This is a genomic window from Saccharibacillus brassicae (assembly GCF_006542275.1).
In the GTDB taxonomy this organism is placed as follows: Bacteria; Bacillota; Bacilli; order Paenibacillales; family Paenibacillaceae; genus Saccharibacillus; species Saccharibacillus brassicae.
Window position 1 is genome coordinate 1,669,496 of sequence record NZ_CP041217.1, and the last position, 17,013, is coordinate 1,686,508.

Sequence of the window (17,013 nt, forward strand, 5' to 3'; positions counted from 1 at the left end):
AACGCCCCCGGTGCGCGCGTTCACTCGGAACGGTAAATGTTGAGGTCTCCGTTGCCGTCCGCGCGGACGGTAAATTCGCCTTCGCCGTACGTGCCGGTCAGCGTCCGGTCCTTGATCGCGAACGGCAGCTCGCTGCGAATATCGCCGTACCCGTTCGAGCCGTCCATTCGGTAGCTGCCGAAAGCCGGCAGCGTCAGATCGATCCGGCCGACGGCGCTGTAGACCGACCAGTCGCCGCGGACGAACCGGGAGCGGACGGCGATGTTGCCGTTCAGCGTCTGCGCGGACAGGCCGAAATTGACGCCGCCCACGTCGATGCTTCCGTTACGCGTATCGACGGCGATATCGCCGATCGTACCGTTGGCGGTAATATTGCCCAGAATCGTCGTGAGCTTGAGCGAGCCGGCGACGTTCGAACTCTCGATATCGCCCTGCTGCGTCTCGGCCTGCACGCTGCCGGCGACCGTATCGATACGCACCGCGCCTCTTGAGGTGGATGCGACGACGTTGCCGCCCAGGTTGGCGAAATCGAGATTGCCGCCGCCGGTCTGCACGGAGATCGAGCGGATCGCCTGCACGCCGTTGAGCGTCACGGAGCCGCCGTTCGTGCGGATATCGATATCGAAGCTGCGCTGCGACGGCAGCAGAATCTCCAGGTCGACGCGCGGCTGGCGCCGGCCCAGCGAGCCGTACGGCTGCGATTCGGTCGTCACGGACAGCGTCTTGCCTTCGTCGACGCGGATGCCCGTTTTCTCGGCGATCTTCTTGGCTTCTTCGGGTTCGGCCTGATCGACCCAGACGCTGGTACGAATCCGGATCCGGTCGGCGAAGCCGCGGCGGACCGTAATGTCCCCGTTGATGCCTTCGACGGACAGACCGGTCATCTCCAGCGCCGCCGGCACGTCGATGGAAGGCTTGGCGAACTTGTTGCCTTCGGCTTCGCTGAATTCGATCGCGGAACTGGTCAGATCGAGGCTGACCCGGTTCCACAAATGCAAATAATGATTTTGCTGGGTGACGATAAAGACGGACGCGCTGAGCACGGAAGCGATCAGCACGCCGGCAAAATCGACCCGGAAGCGCCGGCCGCTGCCGCGCTTCCTGCGAAACAGCAGCAGCATGACGATATACTCAACGCCCCACAGGATGAACACCGCCGGCCACCAGCGCACGAGCAGCAGCATGTCTTCGCGCCCGCGCAGTTCGTCGCTCAGCAGCAGCAGCCCGACGGCGACGAGCACGAGCGACGCGGTCCAGCGCCCGATCCGAATCTTGGGATTCATGGCGTTCCCTCCTTTTGACCGGCCGCTTCCGGCGGAACTTCCGCCTCAACGTCCGGTTCAACGTCCGGTTCAACGTCCGGCTGCGGTGCGGCGGGAACGGCCGCGCGCGACTGCCTGGCGGCCCGGCGCACGCCGGCGGCCTGCACAGCGGCGAAGATCACGCCAAGCGCCACCAGAGCCACGGCGGCCGTCTCCCGGCCGTACTGCTCGATCAGCTGCCGGAACCAGATCGGCCTACCGTGCAGCACGAGCAGCAGCGCGCCTTCGCCAAGCAGCAGCAGACCGAACGTCATACTTTTGCGCCAGTTGTACATATCACTTTCCGCGGCGCGGCGCCGTTCGTTGACCCGGTCGGTCGCCTGCAGCACGTCGTACACGCTGTAGAAGTAGATGACCGGGATCGTCAAGCCGAGCAAAATGAGCAGCGGAACGTTTATTTGGATGCCCGTCGACGAAAAATAAAGCAGCGCTTCGATGACGAGCAGAATCGTCAGCATGAAAGAAATGCCTTTTTGAATCAATCCCAGGTACAGATGTCCCGTTCCGGGAACGAGCGCGGACAGCAAGCAGGCGATCACGGTCCGCTTCTGCCGCTGGGTCTTGCGTTTCTTGGCCATGTTCCGGATCTCCTCTCTTCTGCCGGGCCTACTCGATCGCCACGGAATAGACGCCTTCCATTCGCAGCAGCTGATGGGTCATTTCCGCCGGGTCCATCTGTTTCTCCGACGTCAGATGCATCGTGATCTCGGCCGCGGAAGACGTCTGGCCCGGTACGGACGGCGTACCTTCGTCTTTGACGTGAACTTCCATTTTGCGAATGCGCACTTCGCGCTCTTTCATGAAACCGGACACTTTCTCCAACAATCCGCTGCCTGTCCTTCCCCTTACGGTGACAACATGCGTATGATGGCCGCGAATATAGCGCTGCTCGACGACGTTAAGCAGAAGCAGCGTCAGGAAAACGAACAGCGTCGTGAGGATCGCGGCAAAATAAAACCCGGCTCCGACAGCCAGTCCGATCGCCGCGACGACCCACAGCGAGGCGGCGGTCGTCAAGCCGGTAATCGATTTGCCGGTGAACAGGATCGTGCCGGCTCCGAGAAAGCCGATGCCGGAAATAACGGCGGTCGCCAGGCGCGCCGGATCGACCCGGACGCTGGGCTCTTTGACGAAAGCGACGAAGCCGTACATCGACAGCAGCATGATCAGCGCGGAACCGACCGAGACGAGAATATGCGTGCGCAGACCGGCCGCATGGCTCGAACGTTCGCGTTCCCAGCCGATGAGCCCGCCGAGCAGCACGGCGCATACGAGGCGCAGCAAGATATGGGTATTGTCGATCATCCAGGGGTTGGTCATGGGCTTCCTGCTCCTTTTTATGCCGAAAAGATAACGGTCAGTAGGTAGGTCGGGCCGCGTTGCGCAGCCTCATGGTGCTCAATTCGACGCCGGGAGCGATCGATTCGCGCCGAAAAGGGGCGAAGCCGAAACGTCGGTACAATCGCATGGCGGGTTCGTTGCTTGAGCCGGTCGAGACGATATAAGCCGAATAATCCGGATACAGGGCGAAGACGTGCTCGATCAGCCGGGTCGCGATGCCCCGGCGGAAAAAGTCCGGATGCACCATCATCCGGGTCAGCGTCAGCTCGTCCGGCCGTTCTTCCTCGACGGCGACCGCTCCGGCCAACAGCCCGGAGCCGGTCAGGTAACCGTAGAACGTATCGCTGCTTTGCTTGAGCGTCTCCAGCGTATCGGCAAGCGGCGGGATCTCGTCGAAGCCGATCAGCTTCGCTTCGAGGCGATAAGCCGTCGTCTGCAGACTCAGCAGCTCTTCGACTCTTCGTTCGTCCCGCATATCGATCTTTTGAATGGTGTCGGTCATCGCGTCATTCCTCCTCGCTTCTCTCTATCCTTTAACCGAATTTTCGTCGTTCGGTTACGTTCTTCGGCGTCTGCCGCATAAGGAAAGGCGCGTTCGCGAGGCGAACGCGCCTTCTATAGAGCCTGTACGCCGCGACGGGATCAGCTTTTCAGCAGTTCCATAAGCAGCTTGTTGACGAGGCCCGGATTGGCTTTGCCTTTGCTCTGCTTCATGACCTGACCGACCAGGAAGCCGATCGCTTTGTCTTTGCCGGCCCGGTAATCTTCGACCGACTGCGGGTTGGCGGCGACCACTTCCGTGACGATCGCCTGGATCGCGCCTTCGTCGCTGATCTGGACGAGGCCCTGTTCTTCGACGATCTGCTGCGGACGCTTGCCGCTTTGCAGCATTTCCTTGAATACGGTCTTGGCGATTTTGCTGCTGACCGTGCCTTTCTCGATCAGGCCGACCAGTTCGCCGAGGCCTTGTCCGGTCAGCGGAACGGCGTTCAGTTCCAGCCCGCTCGTATTGAGGTGGCCGAGCAGTTCGCCCATGATCCAGTTGGAGACGGATTTGGCATCCTGCGTATGCTCCAGACTCTGTTCGAACAGGTCCGCCAGCGGCTTCGAAGCCGTGATGACCTGGGCATCGTACGCCGGCAGGCCGTAATCGGCGCTGTAACGGGCACGGCGCGCGTCCGGCAGTTCCGGAATGCTGGCGCGGATCTGCTCTTTCCAGTCGGCGCCGATCTCGACGGACACGAGATCCGGGTCCGGGAAGTAGCGGTAATCGTGCGCTTCTTCCTTGCCGCGCATGGAGAGCGTCAGCCCTTTGGCTTCATCCCAGCGGCGGGTCTCCTGCACGACGGCGCCGCCTTCGTCCAGAATGCCGGCCTGGCGAATCTCTTCGTATTCCAGACCGCGCTGCACGCCGCGGAACGAGTTCATGTTCTTCAATTCGGCACGCGTGCCGAGCTGCTCCTGGCCCTGCGGCCGAATGCTGATGTTGGCGTCGCAGCGCAGCGAGCCTTCTTCCATCTTCACGTCCGACACTTCGCAGTACTGCATAATGGCGCGCATCTTCTCCAGATAAGCGCGGGCTTCTTCCGGCGAAGAAATCTCCGGCTCGGAGACGATCTCGACGAGCGGCGTGCCGACGCGGTTGAAATCGACCAGCGAGCCGAAAGCGCCCGTATGCGTCAGCTTGCCGGCATCTTCTTCCAGATGCAGCCGGGTAATGCCGATCCGCTTCGTCTTGCCGCCGACTTCGATATCGATCCAGCCGTGTTCGCCGATCGGGCGGGCCGCCTGCGAGATCTGGTAGGCTTTGGGCGAATCGGGATAAAAATAGTTTTTGCGGTCGAAATGGCTGACGTCGGCGATCCGGCAGTTCAAAGCCGTCGCCGCCTTGACGGCGTACTCGACCGCCTGGCGGTTCAGGACCGGCAGGACGCCGGGATGCCCGAGGCAGACCGGGCAGGTATGGGTATTGGGCGGGGCGCCGAACTCGGTCGAGCAGCCGCAGAAGATTTTGGTCTTCGTGTGCAGTTCGACGTGCACTTCGAGTCCGATGACCGTTTCGTATTGTACGGTGGACATGTCAGGCAGTTCCTCCTCTTACGCGCGCGGATTAAATCTGCGGGCGGCGTTTGTGATGATCGGTATGCTGCTCGAACGCATGCGAGACGCGCAGCACGGTCTGTTCGTCGAACGGCTTGCCGATGATCTGCAGGCCGACCGGCAGGTCGTCTTCGAATCCGCACGGAATGCTGATTGCCGGCACGCCCGCAAGGCTGACGGGAATCGTCAGAATATCGTTCAGGTACATCGTCAGCGGATCGTCCGTCTGCGAGCCGATCGCGAACGCCGTCGTCGGCGCCGTCGGCCCCACGATGACGTCGAACTTCTCGAATACCCGGTCGAAGTCCTGCTTGATCAGCGTGCGGACTTTTTGTGCCTTCAAATAGTAGGCGTCGTAATAGCCGGAGCTGAGCGCGTAAGTGCCGAGCATGATCCGCCGCTTCACTTCGTCGCCGAAGCCTTCGCTTCTCGATTTCAGGTAGAGATCGAGCAGATTGTCCGGATTTTCGGCGCGCACGCCGTAACGTACGCCGTCGAAGCGAGCCAGGTTGGACGAAGCTTCGGAAGACGACAGCAGGTAATAAGCGGCCAGCGCATATTCCGTATGCGGCAGCGACACTTCTTCCCAGGTCGCGCCGAGCGATTCAAGCTTGCGGATCGCCGCCATAACCGATTCTTTGACTTTCGGATCGACGCCTTCGCCCATATACTCTGTCGGTACGGCGATGCGCAGTCCCTTGACGTCGCCCGTCAAAGCGGACACGTAGTCCGGCACTTCGACGTTCGCCGAAGTCGAATCGCGGTCGTCGTGACCGGCGATCGCCTGCAGCACGTAGGCGGAGTCTTCCACGGTCCGGGTAACCGGGCCGATCTGGTCAAGCGAAGACGCGAACGCCACGAGGCCGAAGCGCGAGACGAGGCCGTACGTCGGCTTCAGCCCGACTACGCCGCAGTACGAAGCCGGCTGCCGGATCGAACCGCCGGTATCGGAACCGAGCGAGAAATACACTTCGCCGGCCGCGACCGCGGCGGCCGAGCCCCCGCTCGAACCGCCGGGAACGCGATCGAGGTTCCACGGGTTGCGTACCGGGGCGAAGCTCGAATTCTCGTTCGAGCCGCCCATCGCGAACTCGTCCATGTTGAGCTTGCCGATCGTGACGCTGTCCGCCGCGCGCAGCTTCCGCACGACGGTCGCATCATAGACCGGATCGAAATTGCGCAGGAACTGGCTCGCGCAGGTCGTGCGCAGCCCTTCCGTCACGATGTTGTCCTTGATGCCCGCAGGCAGGCCGAACAGCAGGCCGCGTGCTTCGCCCGCCGCCTTTTTCTCGTCAAGCTTGGCCGCCGAAGCCAGCGCGCCTTCTTCGTCCACTGTCAAAAATGCTTTTACTTGCCCGTCACGCTCCCCGACTGTTTGCAGGGAATCCTTGACCAGTTCGGTCACGGACAGTTCACCGGCATGCAGCCGGTTCTGAATCTCCCGAAGTCCCAAATCGAACAATGTCACTATCGCACCTCCGCGTTGATCGTTAACTAATCGCTTTCTGCCGCCTCAGTCCAGTACCGCCGGTACGAGGAACTGGCCGTCTTCGTCTTCGGGCGCGTTGCGCAGCACCTGCTCGATCGGCAGGCTCTCGCGGACCTCGTCGCTGCGCATCACGCTGTGCAGCGGCAGCACGTGGGTCGTCGGCTCCACGCCTTCCGTATCCAGTTCGTCCAACTTCTCCGCATACTGCAAAATGGCGCTGAGCTGCTCCGCGAACTTTTCTTTTTCAGCGTCGCTTACGTTCAGCCGGGCCAGCTTGGCTACGTGCTCGACCTGTTCCACCGTAATTTTCATCGTATGTTCTCCTGTCGTTTAAAGGGTTAAAGTGCCGAAACTCCCCAACGTCCCCCATTATAGGTGAGCAACCCGCAAAAATCCAGAGGATCGCGCAGGTTGCGCGCTCGCCGAACAGAGCCCGCAAACGGCGCGCCGTCTTCTCCGCAGCGCCCGTATAAAGAAAAAAACCGGCAGCCGCCGGCTTTAGATCCATGCCCGTAAATTGATTCGTTTGATAAATTCCGCTTCGGACATCGGCTCGGCCGATGCTTCGACGTCGTCGGACTCGCGCAGGTCTTCTTCCCGGCCGCCGTTCATGACCTGGTAAAACAGTTTCTCGTTGTGGGTCGCCAGCGCATAATCGATCAGCGCGGCGCGTTCGACTTGTTCGGCTTCGAAGCGCATGACGTTTTCTTCCGGCTCGATATCTTTTTCGGTTACGAAAAAGTTGCGGTTGGCCTGCGGAATCCGCACGATGTAATCGAAAGCGTTATCCGGATTACGGTCGTAGGCAATCAAATAGCCGTGTTCCCCCATAGGAAGGTTCTGCTCAAACACATCCGCGACGATCACGATTTTTTCTCCCAGATGAAGCATGGTTTGTCCCCCTCGGTCGTCATGTACAAAGCCCGGTTGATCCGGGCGTTACCCTCTGTATGGTCCGCTTCTTATGAAAATGAATGTAATTGCAAATGCTTAGCTTATATCGTACTAAAAAAAAGTTTTGCTGTCCACGCCGCGAGCCCGTTAAATCTCGGTTTTATACGAAATTGTCGCTTTAATGTTCCGGCAGGTGCAGGTCCAGGCCCGAAAACGGCTAGACGCGCGGATCTTGGCCGCCGCGAAGCCGCACCAGTCGGTCGTGCCAGGGCTGCGCGACCCGGCCGCCCCGCCATTTGGCCGATTCCCATGTTCGCACGCACACTTCGGCGCGGTCGGGCCCGTATTCCGCCTGCGTTTCCCGAATTTCCGGCCGCTCCGTCGGCTCCTTCGGCAGGAGCGATTCGGCGGCGGACGGTCCCTCTGCCGACTCCTCGCCTGTTTGCGGATTGCTGCGGTTTGTTTCATCCATAATCTTCACGCCTTTCCCGATTTATCGCTGTGTGGCTATTGGATTGCCTGTACAAGCGCGGCTTGGCCCGACACACAAAAAAGCACGCAAACCGAGAATGAATTCTCGGCTTGCGTGCTTCGCAGGCATGGGACGTACGGCAGAGGCGGGCGGCTTCGATCGCGCTACCCGCCCTGCAGGCGCCCTTACACATTAGGTTCGAATGACTTTTCGATAGCTGTATCTTACTCTCGGCCTTCTGCCTTGTCCAGCTTTTTCCATCGCGAATACCCGGGCTTACAAAGCGGGTACGAACGGGTTGTTGATCTTCTCGTGGCCGATTTTGGTCCGCGGGCCGTGACCCGGATAGACGACCGTCTCGTCCGGCAGCTTGTACAGCTTCAACCGGATCGAGTCTTCGAGGTCCCGCTGGCGGCCGCCGTACAGATCGGTGCGGCCGACGCCTTCGCGGAACAGCACGTCGCCGGCGAACAAATCTTTGCCGCACAGGAAGCTTACGCTGCCCGGCGAATGTCCCGGCGTATGCAGCACTTTGAAGTCATGGCCGATCAGGTTCAGCGTCTGGCCCTGGGCCAGCGCGAACTCGGCCGGCTCGGTCACGACGGGACCGCCCAGTTCCGACCACATCGCGGAACCGTTATGCTTGGCATCGGTCAGCCAGTCGGCTTCGAGGTCGTGCAGGTAGACCGGACAGCCTTTGGCCCGGCGCAGTTCTTCGACGCCGCCGATATGGTCGAAATGCGCATGCGTCAGCAGGATCGCTTCGACGTGCAGATGTTCGACCCGGCGCATCAGCGCGGCGGGATTCATGCCGGGATCGATCACGACCGCTTTGAGATCGTCTTCGCCCCGCAGCAGATAGGCATTGGTCTGGAGCGGCCCGAGATTGAACGTTTCGACTCTCAGCATGTTACACCCCCGACAGAAGCGTGCGCAGTTCGTGCACGATCACTTCGTGAATCGACGTGCCTTCGCCGTAACGTTCCATCATCTGCGCCCGCACGACCTTCATGTTGTCCGCATAGTCCGCCGCTTCGCGGTCCGGATTTTCGGCTTTGAATTTGCGCATCAGCTCCTGGACCTTTTCCGGACGCGGCCCCCACTGGGCCAACACTTCGCCTTCCGCGTTCGCGAAAATCACGACGGGAACGGAACGGCCGCCCATCGTCAAATATTCGTCCATCAGGTCGAAGTTTTGTTCCAGAATCAGCACGTCGACCGGAATCTCGGCCGTTTCGAGCACCCGGAACACGACCGGCACGTTGCGCACGACGTCGCCGCACCAATCGGCCGCCAGAATCACGACTCGCAGATCTTCGCGGGCGCGCATGTCTTCGAAGAAAGCGCGGTCGTCTTCTTTTTTCCATGCGAAGTCCCGGTAGCCGCTCTCGAACGTTTCTTTGTTTTGCTGCATCGAATCGATAAAGCCCTGCGGGCTCAAGCCGGTGCCGAATCGGGATTTCAGGTTGGATTTTTGCATGGGAGTCCCTCTTTTCTTGTTGAAATGGAATGTTGGAACGAAGATATCAGAGCGGCTTGCCCGAGCATTTGATCCGAGCGTTGTATCGCAGCCTGTTAAGCGTTCGATTTTTTGCGCCGCGTCAACCAGGCTTTTACGACCAAATACACGAGCAGCAGGAACACCGCGCCCAAGATGATCGGAACGACGTACGGAGCCGCTTTTTCGTCGATTCGTTCCCATTGGCCGCCGAGCTGGTAGCCGAGGAAGACGAACAGGATCGACCACGGAATAACGGCGAGCGTCGTCAGCCACGTAAAGCGCCACGTCGGCATTTTGGCCAATCCGGCCGGAATGGAAATCGCGTGGCGGACGACCGGAATAAACCGACCGCTGAAAATAACGCCGGCTCCGTACTTTTTGAACCATTTTTCGGCGTGGTCGATATGCGATTCCTTGATGAAAATATATTTACCGAACTTGTTCAGCACCGGACGTCCGCCGTAGCGGCTGATCCAATAAATGAACAGCTGCGCCAAGACGCCGCCGATCGTGCCGAACAGCACCGCGCCCCAGAAATTGATCTCGCCCGAGTACACGAGAAAACCGCCGTAAGCCAGCACGATTTCGCTCGGAATGACTTCGACCATCAAGCCGAACATGATGCCGAAATAACCCAAACCTTGAATCCACGCAAACAACTGCGCCACGATATCCGAAATGAAACCCAATGTTTTCCCTCTTTTCGCTGCATGCTTTTCTGTGTAGGCTTTTCTTCAGACTGTCTTTGTCTTGTTCGCTGGAATGCTCAGGCGCCCGACGGAGCCGGCAGACGGTCCTGCAGCGCCTTTTCCAAATACGGAGCCGCTCCGAGAAAGTTTCGGAACGCTTCGTATTCGCGCCAGGATGCCTCCGTATCCGCCACGTCCGCTTTGACCGCGCGGATCAGGATGTTTTTCGGCGTATGTTCCAAATCGATGAATTCGAGCAGCTGCGTCTTGTAGCCGACCAGATCGAGCAGCTTCGCCCGGATCGCGTCGGTGGCAAGCGCGGAGAAGCGCTCTTTGAGAATGCCGTGCGACAGCATCGGCTCCAGCACGTCGCTTTGTACCTGCGCGAACAGCTCATGCTGGCAGCACGGAACCGAGAGAATCGCCGAAGCGCCCCAGCGTACCGCTTTTTCCAGCGCGGCATCGGTTGCCGTATCGCAGGCGTGCAGCGTGATGACCATGTCGACCGCGTCGAATTCGTCGTAGTCGGCGATATCGCCGATGCGGAAATGCAGTCCTTCGTACCGGAGCGTCCGGGCCAGTGATTCGCAGTGTTCGATAACGTCCGCTTTGAGATCGAGGCCGACGACGTTCAGTTCGAACCCTTCCTGCACGGCCAAATAATGATAAAGCGCAAACGTCAAATACGATTTGCCGCAGCCGAAATCGACGATCGTCAGTTTGCGGCCTTTGGGCAGCGACGGCAGGATATCCCGCACCATTTCGAGGAAACGGTTGATCTGGCGGAACTTGTCGTATTTGGCGGCCAGCACGCGGCCTTTGTCGTTCATGACGCCCAGTTCCACCAGAAACGGAACCGGCTCGCCTTCTTCCAGCACGTAGGTCTTTTTGCGATTGTGTGCCAGATCCGGCGCCTGTTTTTTGGTCGGCGGCTTTTGAAGAATTGCCGTTTTGCCTTTTTTGCTGACCAGCACCTGGTAATCGGCCGCAAGCGTATTGAACAGCCCCTGGCGCATGTCGTTCTCCAGCAGATCGGCGATTTTCGATTTGGCGTCTTCCGGCGTTATGTTATCGTGCGTCACCTTTTTGTCGTAATGGTAAGCGAATTGGTAATGCAGATCGTTTTTGAGCAAAAGAGGCTTGATCGCGACTTTGCCGAAACTTTCGCTGTCTTTGCGCCGGGGCTGGCTGATCGTCGCCGATACGAGCCGCCCTTCCGGCAGCACGGATTCCAGCATTTCCTCGATCGTTTGCATGGGTCACTCTCATCCTCTCGGGTTGGGTCCTGCGTATGTTTTCGCCGCAGGGCGCAAGGCCGGCCGGATCGAATCCGGTCGGCCTATTCGCCCTGCAGCGCTTCGATGCCTTCCTGCAGTTCTTCGCGCGTCAATCCGCCGGCCCGCAAAGCCGCTTCGTCAAGCTGCGCGAGGCGCGCATAGAACATCCGGCCTTCTTCGAGCGCGTCCGGGTCGCCTTCGGGACTTGCGTTCAGCATCCGGTACATCGCATCTTCGGCCTGTACGTAGCGCCCTTCGCTTTCTTCGTACAGCAGCGTCAGCCGCTCCGCGTCGGCCGGCAGCCGGTAGCGCTCAAGCCGCTCCGTCAGCTCGGCGATCCGCTGCGGGTAATCGACCAACTCCCGGCTGCCGCCGTTCAGCGCCGCGTATAGATACAGATGCAGCGCTTTGATCCGCACCGCCGCCGCTTCGCCTGCTTCGCCCATATTCTCGCGGATCTCCCCGTTCTCCTGCAGCATGCGCGCCACAAGCTGGAGGCTCTCCGCGTCGACGCCGCCCCGCTGCCGGAACAGCGTGATCAGTTCTTCGGGCGGGAGCGAACGCAGCATCTGCTCGCTCATGCGGAAATTGCGCTTCAGCAGGCCGTCCAGCTTCTCCAGAGCCTGTTCGTTTTTCTGTTCGCGGCGCAGGCCGAGCATGGAACCGACGGCTTCCGTCATCTCTTCGATCATGCGCGTCAAATAATCTTTTCTCAGCATGCCCTTTTCCCTCTTCTCTTCCCTGCTTGGCCGTTATAGGCGCTCGACGAACGAAGCGATATGGCGGGCCAGCTCCTGCGGCGCTTCGAACAGGCTCATATGGCCGACGCCTTCGATAATATGGCGGGTCGTCCGCCCGTTCTCGGCGGCAAAAGCTTTGTCCGGCGGCGCGATGCCGTCTTCGCTGCCGGCCACAAGCAGCACAGGCAGCTTCGAATCGCGAATGACGCCGGTGCGGTCCGGCCGCTCGCGCATCGCCAGCGCGGCGCCGGCGGCGCCTTCGGGCTTCGTCTCGCGCCCGATCCCGATCACGCGTTCCAGTTCCGCGTGCATCGACTTCGCGTTCTCTGGCGCGAACCAGTTCGGCGCGGACTGCTCCGCGAACGGCCCGACCCCTTCGCGGCGTACCCGCTCGGCTACGGCCGTGCGCTTCTCGCGGCCGGCTGCGTCGTCGGGCAGCGCCATGGAATGGATCAGCCCGAAAGCGGACAGACGCTCGGGATAACGTTCCGCGAACGACAGCGCCGTATAACCGCCCATCGAGTGTCCGAGCAGCACGACGCGGTCGATGTTCAATTCGTCCAGCAGCTGCAGGACGCCGTCGGCCATCTGCTCGATCGTATACGGGCCGTCCGGCGCGTCCGACAAGCCGTGTCCGAGCAGGTCCGGCACGATGCAGCGGAAATGCCTCTCCAGCAGCGGAACGATCCGCTCCCAATAATCGGCGCTGCCGACGAAGCCGTGCAGCAGGACCACGACCGGTCCCGTTCCGCGATCCACGTATCGAATCGGAAGTTGTTGCGATTGCCGTCTTTGCATGTTGGCACCTTCTTTCGTAGGATAGACGCGCGTCCGATGAAGCTCTTACGAACGCTCGTGAACATCTTCGGAACGCCGAACGACATCGCCGGGCCCCAACCCGAACGCCGCTTCCGCCGCGGCCGCGGCCCGGTCGGCCATATCCAGCACGAGGCGCAGCGAAGACGTTTGCAGCGTCTGGTAAGGCTTCGGCCCGTTCATATTGACGACTGCCGCAATGCTGTAGGCGCCGACGGGGGCAAAAGACCCTTTCATGGAAGCGGCCGGAACGAGCGGCCCGCGCAGCGCCAGAAAAGTACCGACCGAACCGGGCTTGCCCAGGCAGGCATCGACGGCCACGACGGTAAGTTCGGGCGGCAGCGAAGCGGCGATCGTGCCCAGATTGGTCGCGTCGCACGGCTCCTCAAGCGTTCCGACGACATGCGGAAAGCCGGCCGCTCTCAGCCGGGTTCCGACCAAGGGGCCGAACGCGTCCCCGCTGGAGCGGTCCGTGCCGATGCACAAAAACAACAGTTCTTCCGGGCGATGCCGATCCGCCAGTTCCGCAAACAGCGGCCCGATCCCCGCGAAGCGGTCTTCGCGCCTGCCGCCGTCCGTTCGGGCCCATACCGATTCGCTTATGCTCACTTTTTCGTTCCCCTCTTCATAACGGTTAAGCTGTACGCGCGTCCGCGACGCGCGCGCCGCATTCCTTACGATTTTAACCCACTTGACCGGTGTTCTGCAAAAAAAGGTGAGTCCGTCTTGGGATCGTGCTACAATGGGGGAACATGAGCCGTCGGGTCTACCGACGGAAAAGGATGACGGAAGGAGATTACGCATGGATTTGTCCAACAAAACGCAAGAAAACGTCGAATACATGATCGAAGGCATCAAGACCAAGCTTCGCATGGCTTCCGGAGCGGCAATGCAGTCTTCCTCGTTTTCGATCGAGCAGTACGAAGACATTCAAGACGTCTATGAAGTCGTCATGAGCAAGCCTACGCTCAGTATTTCCGAAGTGGAAGCGATTGCGTCCGAATTGGGTCGTTTACGCCGGAAATAAGCGCGAAATCGCCGAACCTCTCCCCAGAACCTACACCTTATGCCAATCCCGGCCTTTTGTGCTCTTTTCCGAGCCGAAAGCCGGGTTTTTGCGTTTCCCGGACCTGACACGAACGCCCGCGTTTGCGCCGCGATACGCCGCTTGCCTGTTTCAGCGGGAAAAGCAGCGTTTATATAGCAATTAAGAGCAGCGGCGCAGCAAGCTGAACGAGGCGTCGGCAGCGGAATGCCGGTAACGGAAGCGAGCCGAATGCCGGAGCTGCTTGCCCGAACGTTCAGACGCGCAGCTTAACAGATTCGAGCACCGTACAGATCCACACGCAAGCCAGTTTAAACGGCAGCATCCCAATTCGGTTACGGCCTTACGGCCTCCGACTACACTTAAGGAGTGATTGATGATGAACGAAGCAGAAAGAGAATACCCATTGCAAAGCGGTTCTACCTTCTATAAAGGCGTACTGATCGGCGGATTGATCGGTGCCGCGGCAGCCCTGCTCTTCGCACCGAAACCGGGTCGCGATCTGCGCAGCGACATCTCCGACAAAGTCGGCGTAGCTACCGACAAGACCAAAGGCGCGGCCAGCACCATCGGCCTCAAAGTCAAAGACACCGCTACGGTAGTCGGCGACAAAGCGACAAGCGCGGCTACTCTCGTAGGCGACAAAGCCAAAACGGCTGCTACCGTCGTGAGCGACAAAGCAACGACGCTGGCTCAATCCGTATCCGAAAAAACGTCGAACGTCGTTCAATCGGTACGCAAGAACAGCGCTGACGTAGCCGAAGTCGTGAAGGACGCTTCCGCAGACGTAGGCGACGCGGTCAAATCGGCTTCTGCCGACGTAGCGGACGAAGCCGCCAAAGCGGACAAGGAAGCCATGAAAGAAACGGCCGAAAAAGTCGAAGAAGCCAAAAAAGAAATCAAGTCTTCCAATACGGGCGGATCGAACTCCGGCAGCTCGACTCCGGGTACCCCGAACCTGGGCAGCTCGACTTCCGGCAATTCGAACTCCGGTAACTCGAACTCCGGCAACTCGACAAACGGCAAACCGGTTCTTTAATCCCTGATGCACGCTTAAAAGCCGGCTGGAATCAGCCGGCTTTTTTTATCGACATTCTCCAGCTTCCCAGCTCCAACAACTTGACCGAAAGCGGGGTATTCAACCATGGCACCCACAGAGACCCGACCGAATCCGGGCGATCGATTCGCCAGCGGAACGATCGAGCAGAATGAGCGCACCCAAGACGGAACGCTTCGTCCCCAGGATCTGTCCAAAGATCACCCGTTCGAGCTTCGTCACGAAGTGACCCGATTGAACAAACAGCTGGAAGATATTTCGATCGCTTTGCGAAAAGGCGATTTCAAAGATCTCGTCGAGAACTATACCGATTGGAAACGGCGCATTATCTCCAACTTCACGGCCGGCGTTGCCCGAGGTCTGGGCCTGTCTGTCGGTACCGTGGTCGTCATCGCGCTGCTGACCTGGATCGCTTCCGTTATGGCCAGCCTGGGCGTTCCTTACGTCAGCGATTTCTTCGACTATATGGGCAGCCTGATTCAGCAGGGCCGAAACGGCGGAGCCTGATCCCGATCAAAGGAATCGACAAAATAGCCAGGCTGTCTCTGCGTAAGCAAGCAAGACGGCCTGGCTATTTATATCGATATTCATCATAACGAAGAAGAATTGGACATGATCTGTTTGAGTTTCTCGGTCGCTCGCTTCTGAATCCGGGATACGCTCATCTGGGACACACCCAGCTTCTGAGCGATCGCCCGCTGCGATTGTCCTTCCTGGAAGGCCAGCAGCAGCACTTTCTGCTCCTGTTCCTTCAGTTGGCTCAACGCCTGCTGAAGGTCCATGCGCCGTTCGACCGTATCGTAATCGTTCACGTCCGAACTGATCAGCTCGCCGAGCGTCGCCGCACTCTCTTCCTGGGACAGGGGAGAATCCAGGGACACGTAATGGTAACATTCGCGCCCGGCCAGCACTTCGACCGTTTCTTCTACGCTGAGGTCCAGATACTGCGCGATTTCCTTGACATCGGGAGAACGCTCCAACCGAACGGTCAGTTCGTCGATCGCTTGTTGGACAAGCGCTCCTTTTTCCTTGATTCTTCTTGGCACTTGAATGTACCAGGATTTATCGCGCAAAAAGTTCTTCATATGCCCGATCATGCTCTTCATCGCATAGGGCTCAAAAGGAATTCCCAATTGGATATCGTACTGTTGAAGCAGGCGGATTAACGCCATTTGACCAACCTGATACAAGTCTTCATAAAGATCGGGCCGGTTTCTGGCAATCTTGCCTGCGGCCATCTTGACCATCGGCTCGTACTTTTTGATGAGCACCGTGGCGATTTCGTTATCCTTGGTCTGTTGATATTCCCAGATCAAGGATACCGCTTCCGACATGGATTCAGGCGGGGTCACTTTATCGTTCATACTTTCTCCTCACTCCTGGTGAGACGCTTGGTCAAGATGACCTGCGTTCCTTTTCCGCTCTCGCTGGCAACGCTAACGTCGTCCATCAGAGCTTGCATCAGATAGAAACCGAGCCCGCCGATTTCTACGTCATGCAGTTCTTTGTCGTGCAGGGTGGAAGCATCGGACTTCTCCTGCGGGAGCGAGAAACTTACGCCTTCGTCCTTGACGGTGATGGTGAGTTCTTCTCCGTTGACTCCGAAGATGACTTCAACCAATCCTCCTTCCTGTCCGTAAGCGTATAGAACCGAGTTATTGCAAGCTTCGGATACAGCAACCTTCATATCTTCGATGTCTTCATAGGAAAAGCCCATCTTGGACGCGATGCCGTACAGGTTCAGCCGTACAATATCCACGTAGTCGGCGGTAGCCGGTAAGTTGAGGGTAACGGTTTGATCTGCTTTCATGCGTTGTTCGATCCTTTCCTATTGGGAATTCCCTTGGGGTTCAAAAAATTTGGCAATGCCTGTCATATCAAACAATTTTTGAATTTGTGTCGGCACTTCTGCTACGCTGAACGAAGCGTTGGCGGAATGCCGGGCTTTCAAAATAGACAGCAAAATGCCAATTCCCGTACTGTCGATGTACTTCAAATCTTTGAGATTGATTACCAGATCGACATCGGAGTCCCCTACAAGCGGCTCCATCACGAGGCGAAAATCCGGTGCTACGGACAAATCGAGCTCTCCGCTCAAGTAAACAACGCTTTTGCCTTCTTCCAGAACCGTTCTTGCATTAAACTTATCGCTTTTATTTGTGGTCATAGACATTCTCCCTAAAAAAATGTTTTCTAAACTTATTAAACATAAACCAAGCAATTGAAACCCGGCGTACCCTTAGCTTACCACGACTTCGATACCAAAAGTT

Annotated in this window: 22 protein-coding genes; 3 read left to right on the forward strand and 19 right to left on the reverse strand. The window is 58.7% G+C overall.

Annotation, left to right across the window (positions count from 1 at the left end):
- Window positions 1–20: 20 nt before the first annotated feature.
- The 16 genes from FFV09_RS06935 to yyaC form a co-directional block, all read right to left on the reverse strand.
- Window positions 21–1,283, reverse strand: a complete 1,263-nt coding sequence (locus FFV09_RS06935) for a DUF4097 family beta strand repeat-containing protein (protein ID WP_141447170.1) — start codon at window positions 1,281–1,283, stop codon at window positions 21–23.
- The gene (locus tag FFV09_RS06940; RefSeq protein WP_212635460.1) at window positions 1,280–1,900 is read right to left on the reverse strand and encodes a hypothetical protein; all 621 of its coding nucleotides are present in this window, start codon (window positions 1,898–1,900) and stop codon (window positions 1,280–1,282) included. The genes FFV09_RS06935 and FFV09_RS06940 overlap by 4 nt, the downstream gene beginning before the upstream one ends.
- A 28-nt stretch (window positions 1,901–1,928) precedes the next feature.
- Window positions 1,929–2,642, reverse strand: coding sequence for an MgtC/SapB family protein (locus tag FFV09_RS06945; RefSeq protein WP_141447171.1), 714 nt, complete (start codon window positions 2,640–2,642; stop codon window positions 1,929–1,931).
- A gap of 37 nt (window positions 2,643–2,679) precedes the next feature.
- A complete protein-coding gene (locus tag FFV09_RS06950; protein WP_141447172.1) occupies window positions 2,680–3,165 on the reverse strand; it encodes a GNAT family N-acetyltransferase in 486 nt (161 codons plus the stop codon).
- Between the two features lie 140 nt (window positions 3,166–3,305).
- A complete protein-coding gene (gene gatB / locus FFV09_RS06955) occupies window positions 3,306–4,742 on the reverse strand; it encodes an Asp-tRNA(Asn)/Glu-tRNA(Gln) amidotransferase subunit GatB (RefSeq protein WP_141447173.1) in 1,437 nt (478 codons plus the stop codon).
- A 31-nt stretch (window positions 4,743–4,773) separates the two neighbouring features.
- Complete coding sequence (gene gatA, locus FFV09_RS06960; RefSeq protein ID WP_141447174.1) at window positions 4,774–6,231, reverse strand: Asp-tRNA(Asn)/Glu-tRNA(Gln) amidotransferase subunit GatA; 1,458 nt, start codon at window positions 6,229–6,231, stop codon at window positions 4,774–4,776.
- Window positions 6,232–6,276: 45 nt separating this feature from the next.
- A complete protein-coding gene (gatC, locus tag FFV09_RS06965; protein ID WP_141447175.1) occupies window positions 6,277–6,564 on the reverse strand; it encodes an Asp-tRNA(Asn)/Glu-tRNA(Gln) amidotransferase subunit GatC in 288 nt (95 codons plus the stop codon).
- A gap of 186 nt (window positions 6,565–6,750) precedes the next feature.
- On the reverse strand, window positions 6,751–7,143 hold the full coding sequence (locus FFV09_RS06970; protein ID WP_141447176.1) for an ATPase: 393 nt from the start codon (window positions 7,141–7,143) through the stop codon (window positions 6,751–6,753).
- 220 nt (window positions 7,144–7,363) lie between these two features.
- Window positions 7,364–7,618: a hypothetical protein gene (locus FFV09_RS06975; RefSeq protein ID WP_141447177.1), complete on the reverse strand. Its 255-nt coding sequence runs from the start codon at window positions 7,616–7,618 to the stop codon at window positions 7,364–7,366.
- A 276-nt stretch (window positions 7,619–7,894) separates the two neighbouring features.
- Window positions 7,895–8,527 (reverse strand): MBL fold metallo-hydrolase, encoded by a 633-nt coding sequence (locus FFV09_RS06980; protein WP_141447178.1) that lies wholly within the window; start codon window positions 8,525–8,527, stop codon window positions 7,895–7,897.
- Between the two features lies 1 nt (window position 8,528).
- Window positions 8,529–9,098 (reverse strand): thioredoxin family protein, encoded by a 570-nt coding sequence (locus tag FFV09_RS06985; RefSeq protein WP_141447179.1) that lies wholly within the window; start codon window positions 9,096–9,098, stop codon window positions 8,529–8,531.
- A gap of 95 nt (window positions 9,099–9,193) precedes the next feature.
- Window positions 9,194–9,808, reverse strand: coding sequence for an undecaprenyl phosphate transporter UptA (gene uptA / locus FFV09_RS06990; protein WP_141447180.1), 615 nt, complete (start codon window positions 9,806–9,808; stop codon window positions 9,194–9,196).
- A gap of 77 nt (window positions 9,809–9,885) precedes the next feature.
- A complete protein-coding gene (locus FFV09_RS06995) occupies window positions 9,886–11,064 on the reverse strand; it encodes a class I SAM-dependent methyltransferase (protein WP_141447181.1) in 1,179 nt (392 codons plus the stop codon).
- A gap of 83 nt (window positions 11,065–11,147) precedes the next feature.
- Complete coding sequence (locus tag FFV09_RS07000) at window positions 11,148–11,804, reverse strand: DUF6483 family protein (RefSeq protein WP_141447182.1); 657 nt, start codon at window positions 11,802–11,804, stop codon at window positions 11,148–11,150.
- Between the two features lie 33 nt (window positions 11,805–11,837).
- Window positions 11,838–12,623 (reverse strand): alpha/beta fold hydrolase, encoded by a 786-nt coding sequence (locus FFV09_RS07005; RefSeq protein WP_141447183.1) that lies wholly within the window; start codon window positions 12,621–12,623, stop codon window positions 11,838–11,840.
- A 45-nt stretch (window positions 12,624–12,668) separates the two neighbouring features.
- On the reverse strand, window positions 12,669–13,250 hold the full coding sequence (gene yyaC / locus FFV09_RS07010; RefSeq protein ID WP_141447184.1) for a spore protease YyaC: 582 nt from the start codon (window positions 13,248–13,250) through the stop codon (window positions 12,669–12,671).
- A gap of 193 nt (window positions 13,251–13,443) precedes the next feature.
- Between yyaC and FFV09_RS07015 the strand changes: the two genes are divergently transcribed.
- The 3 genes from FFV09_RS07015 to FFV09_RS07025 all read left to right on the forward strand — a co-directional run bounded on the left by FFV09_RS07015 (window position 13,444) and on the right by FFV09_RS07025 (window position 15,250).
- Entirely contained in the window at window positions 13,444–13,668 is a 225-nt protein-coding gene (locus FFV09_RS07015; protein WP_141447185.1) for a DUF1128 domain-containing protein, read from the forward strand.
- 397 nt (window positions 13,669–14,065) lie between these two features.
- Window positions 14,066–14,725 carry a YtxH domain-containing protein gene (locus FFV09_RS07020; RefSeq protein ID WP_141447186.1) on the forward strand — a complete coding sequence of 220 codons (660 nt, stop codon included), beginning with the start codon at window positions 14,066–14,068 and terminating at the stop codon, window positions 14,723–14,725.
- 105 nt (window positions 14,726–14,830) lie between these two features.
- Entirely contained in the window at window positions 14,831–15,250 is a 420-nt protein-coding gene (locus FFV09_RS07025) for a DUF5665 domain-containing protein (RefSeq protein ID WP_246098498.1), read from the forward strand.
- 83 nt (window positions 15,251–15,333) lie between these two features.
- Here the strand turns inward: FFV09_RS07025 and FFV09_RS07030 are convergent, their stop codons facing one another.
- Genes FFV09_RS07030 through FFV09_RS07040 form a run of 3 tightly spaced genes read right to left on the reverse strand, consistent with a single transcriptional unit; the run spans window position 15,334 to window position 16,910 of the window.
- A complete protein-coding gene (locus FFV09_RS07030) occupies window positions 15,334–16,107 on the reverse strand; it encodes a sigma-70 family RNA polymerase sigma factor (RefSeq protein ID WP_037291373.1) in 774 nt (257 codons plus the stop codon).
- Entirely contained in the window at window positions 16,104–16,553 is a 450-nt protein-coding gene (gene rsbW, locus FFV09_RS07035; RefSeq protein WP_141447187.1) for an anti-sigma B factor RsbW, read from the reverse strand. The genes FFV09_RS07030 and rsbW overlap by 4 nt, the downstream gene beginning before the upstream one ends.
- 18 nt (window positions 16,554–16,571) lie before the next feature.
- Window positions 16,572–16,910 carry an STAS domain-containing protein gene (locus tag FFV09_RS07040; protein WP_141447188.1) on the reverse strand — a complete coding sequence of 113 codons (339 nt, stop codon included), beginning with the start codon at window positions 16,908–16,910 and terminating at the stop codon, window positions 16,572–16,574.
- Window positions 16,911–17,013: the final 103 nt, after the last annotated feature.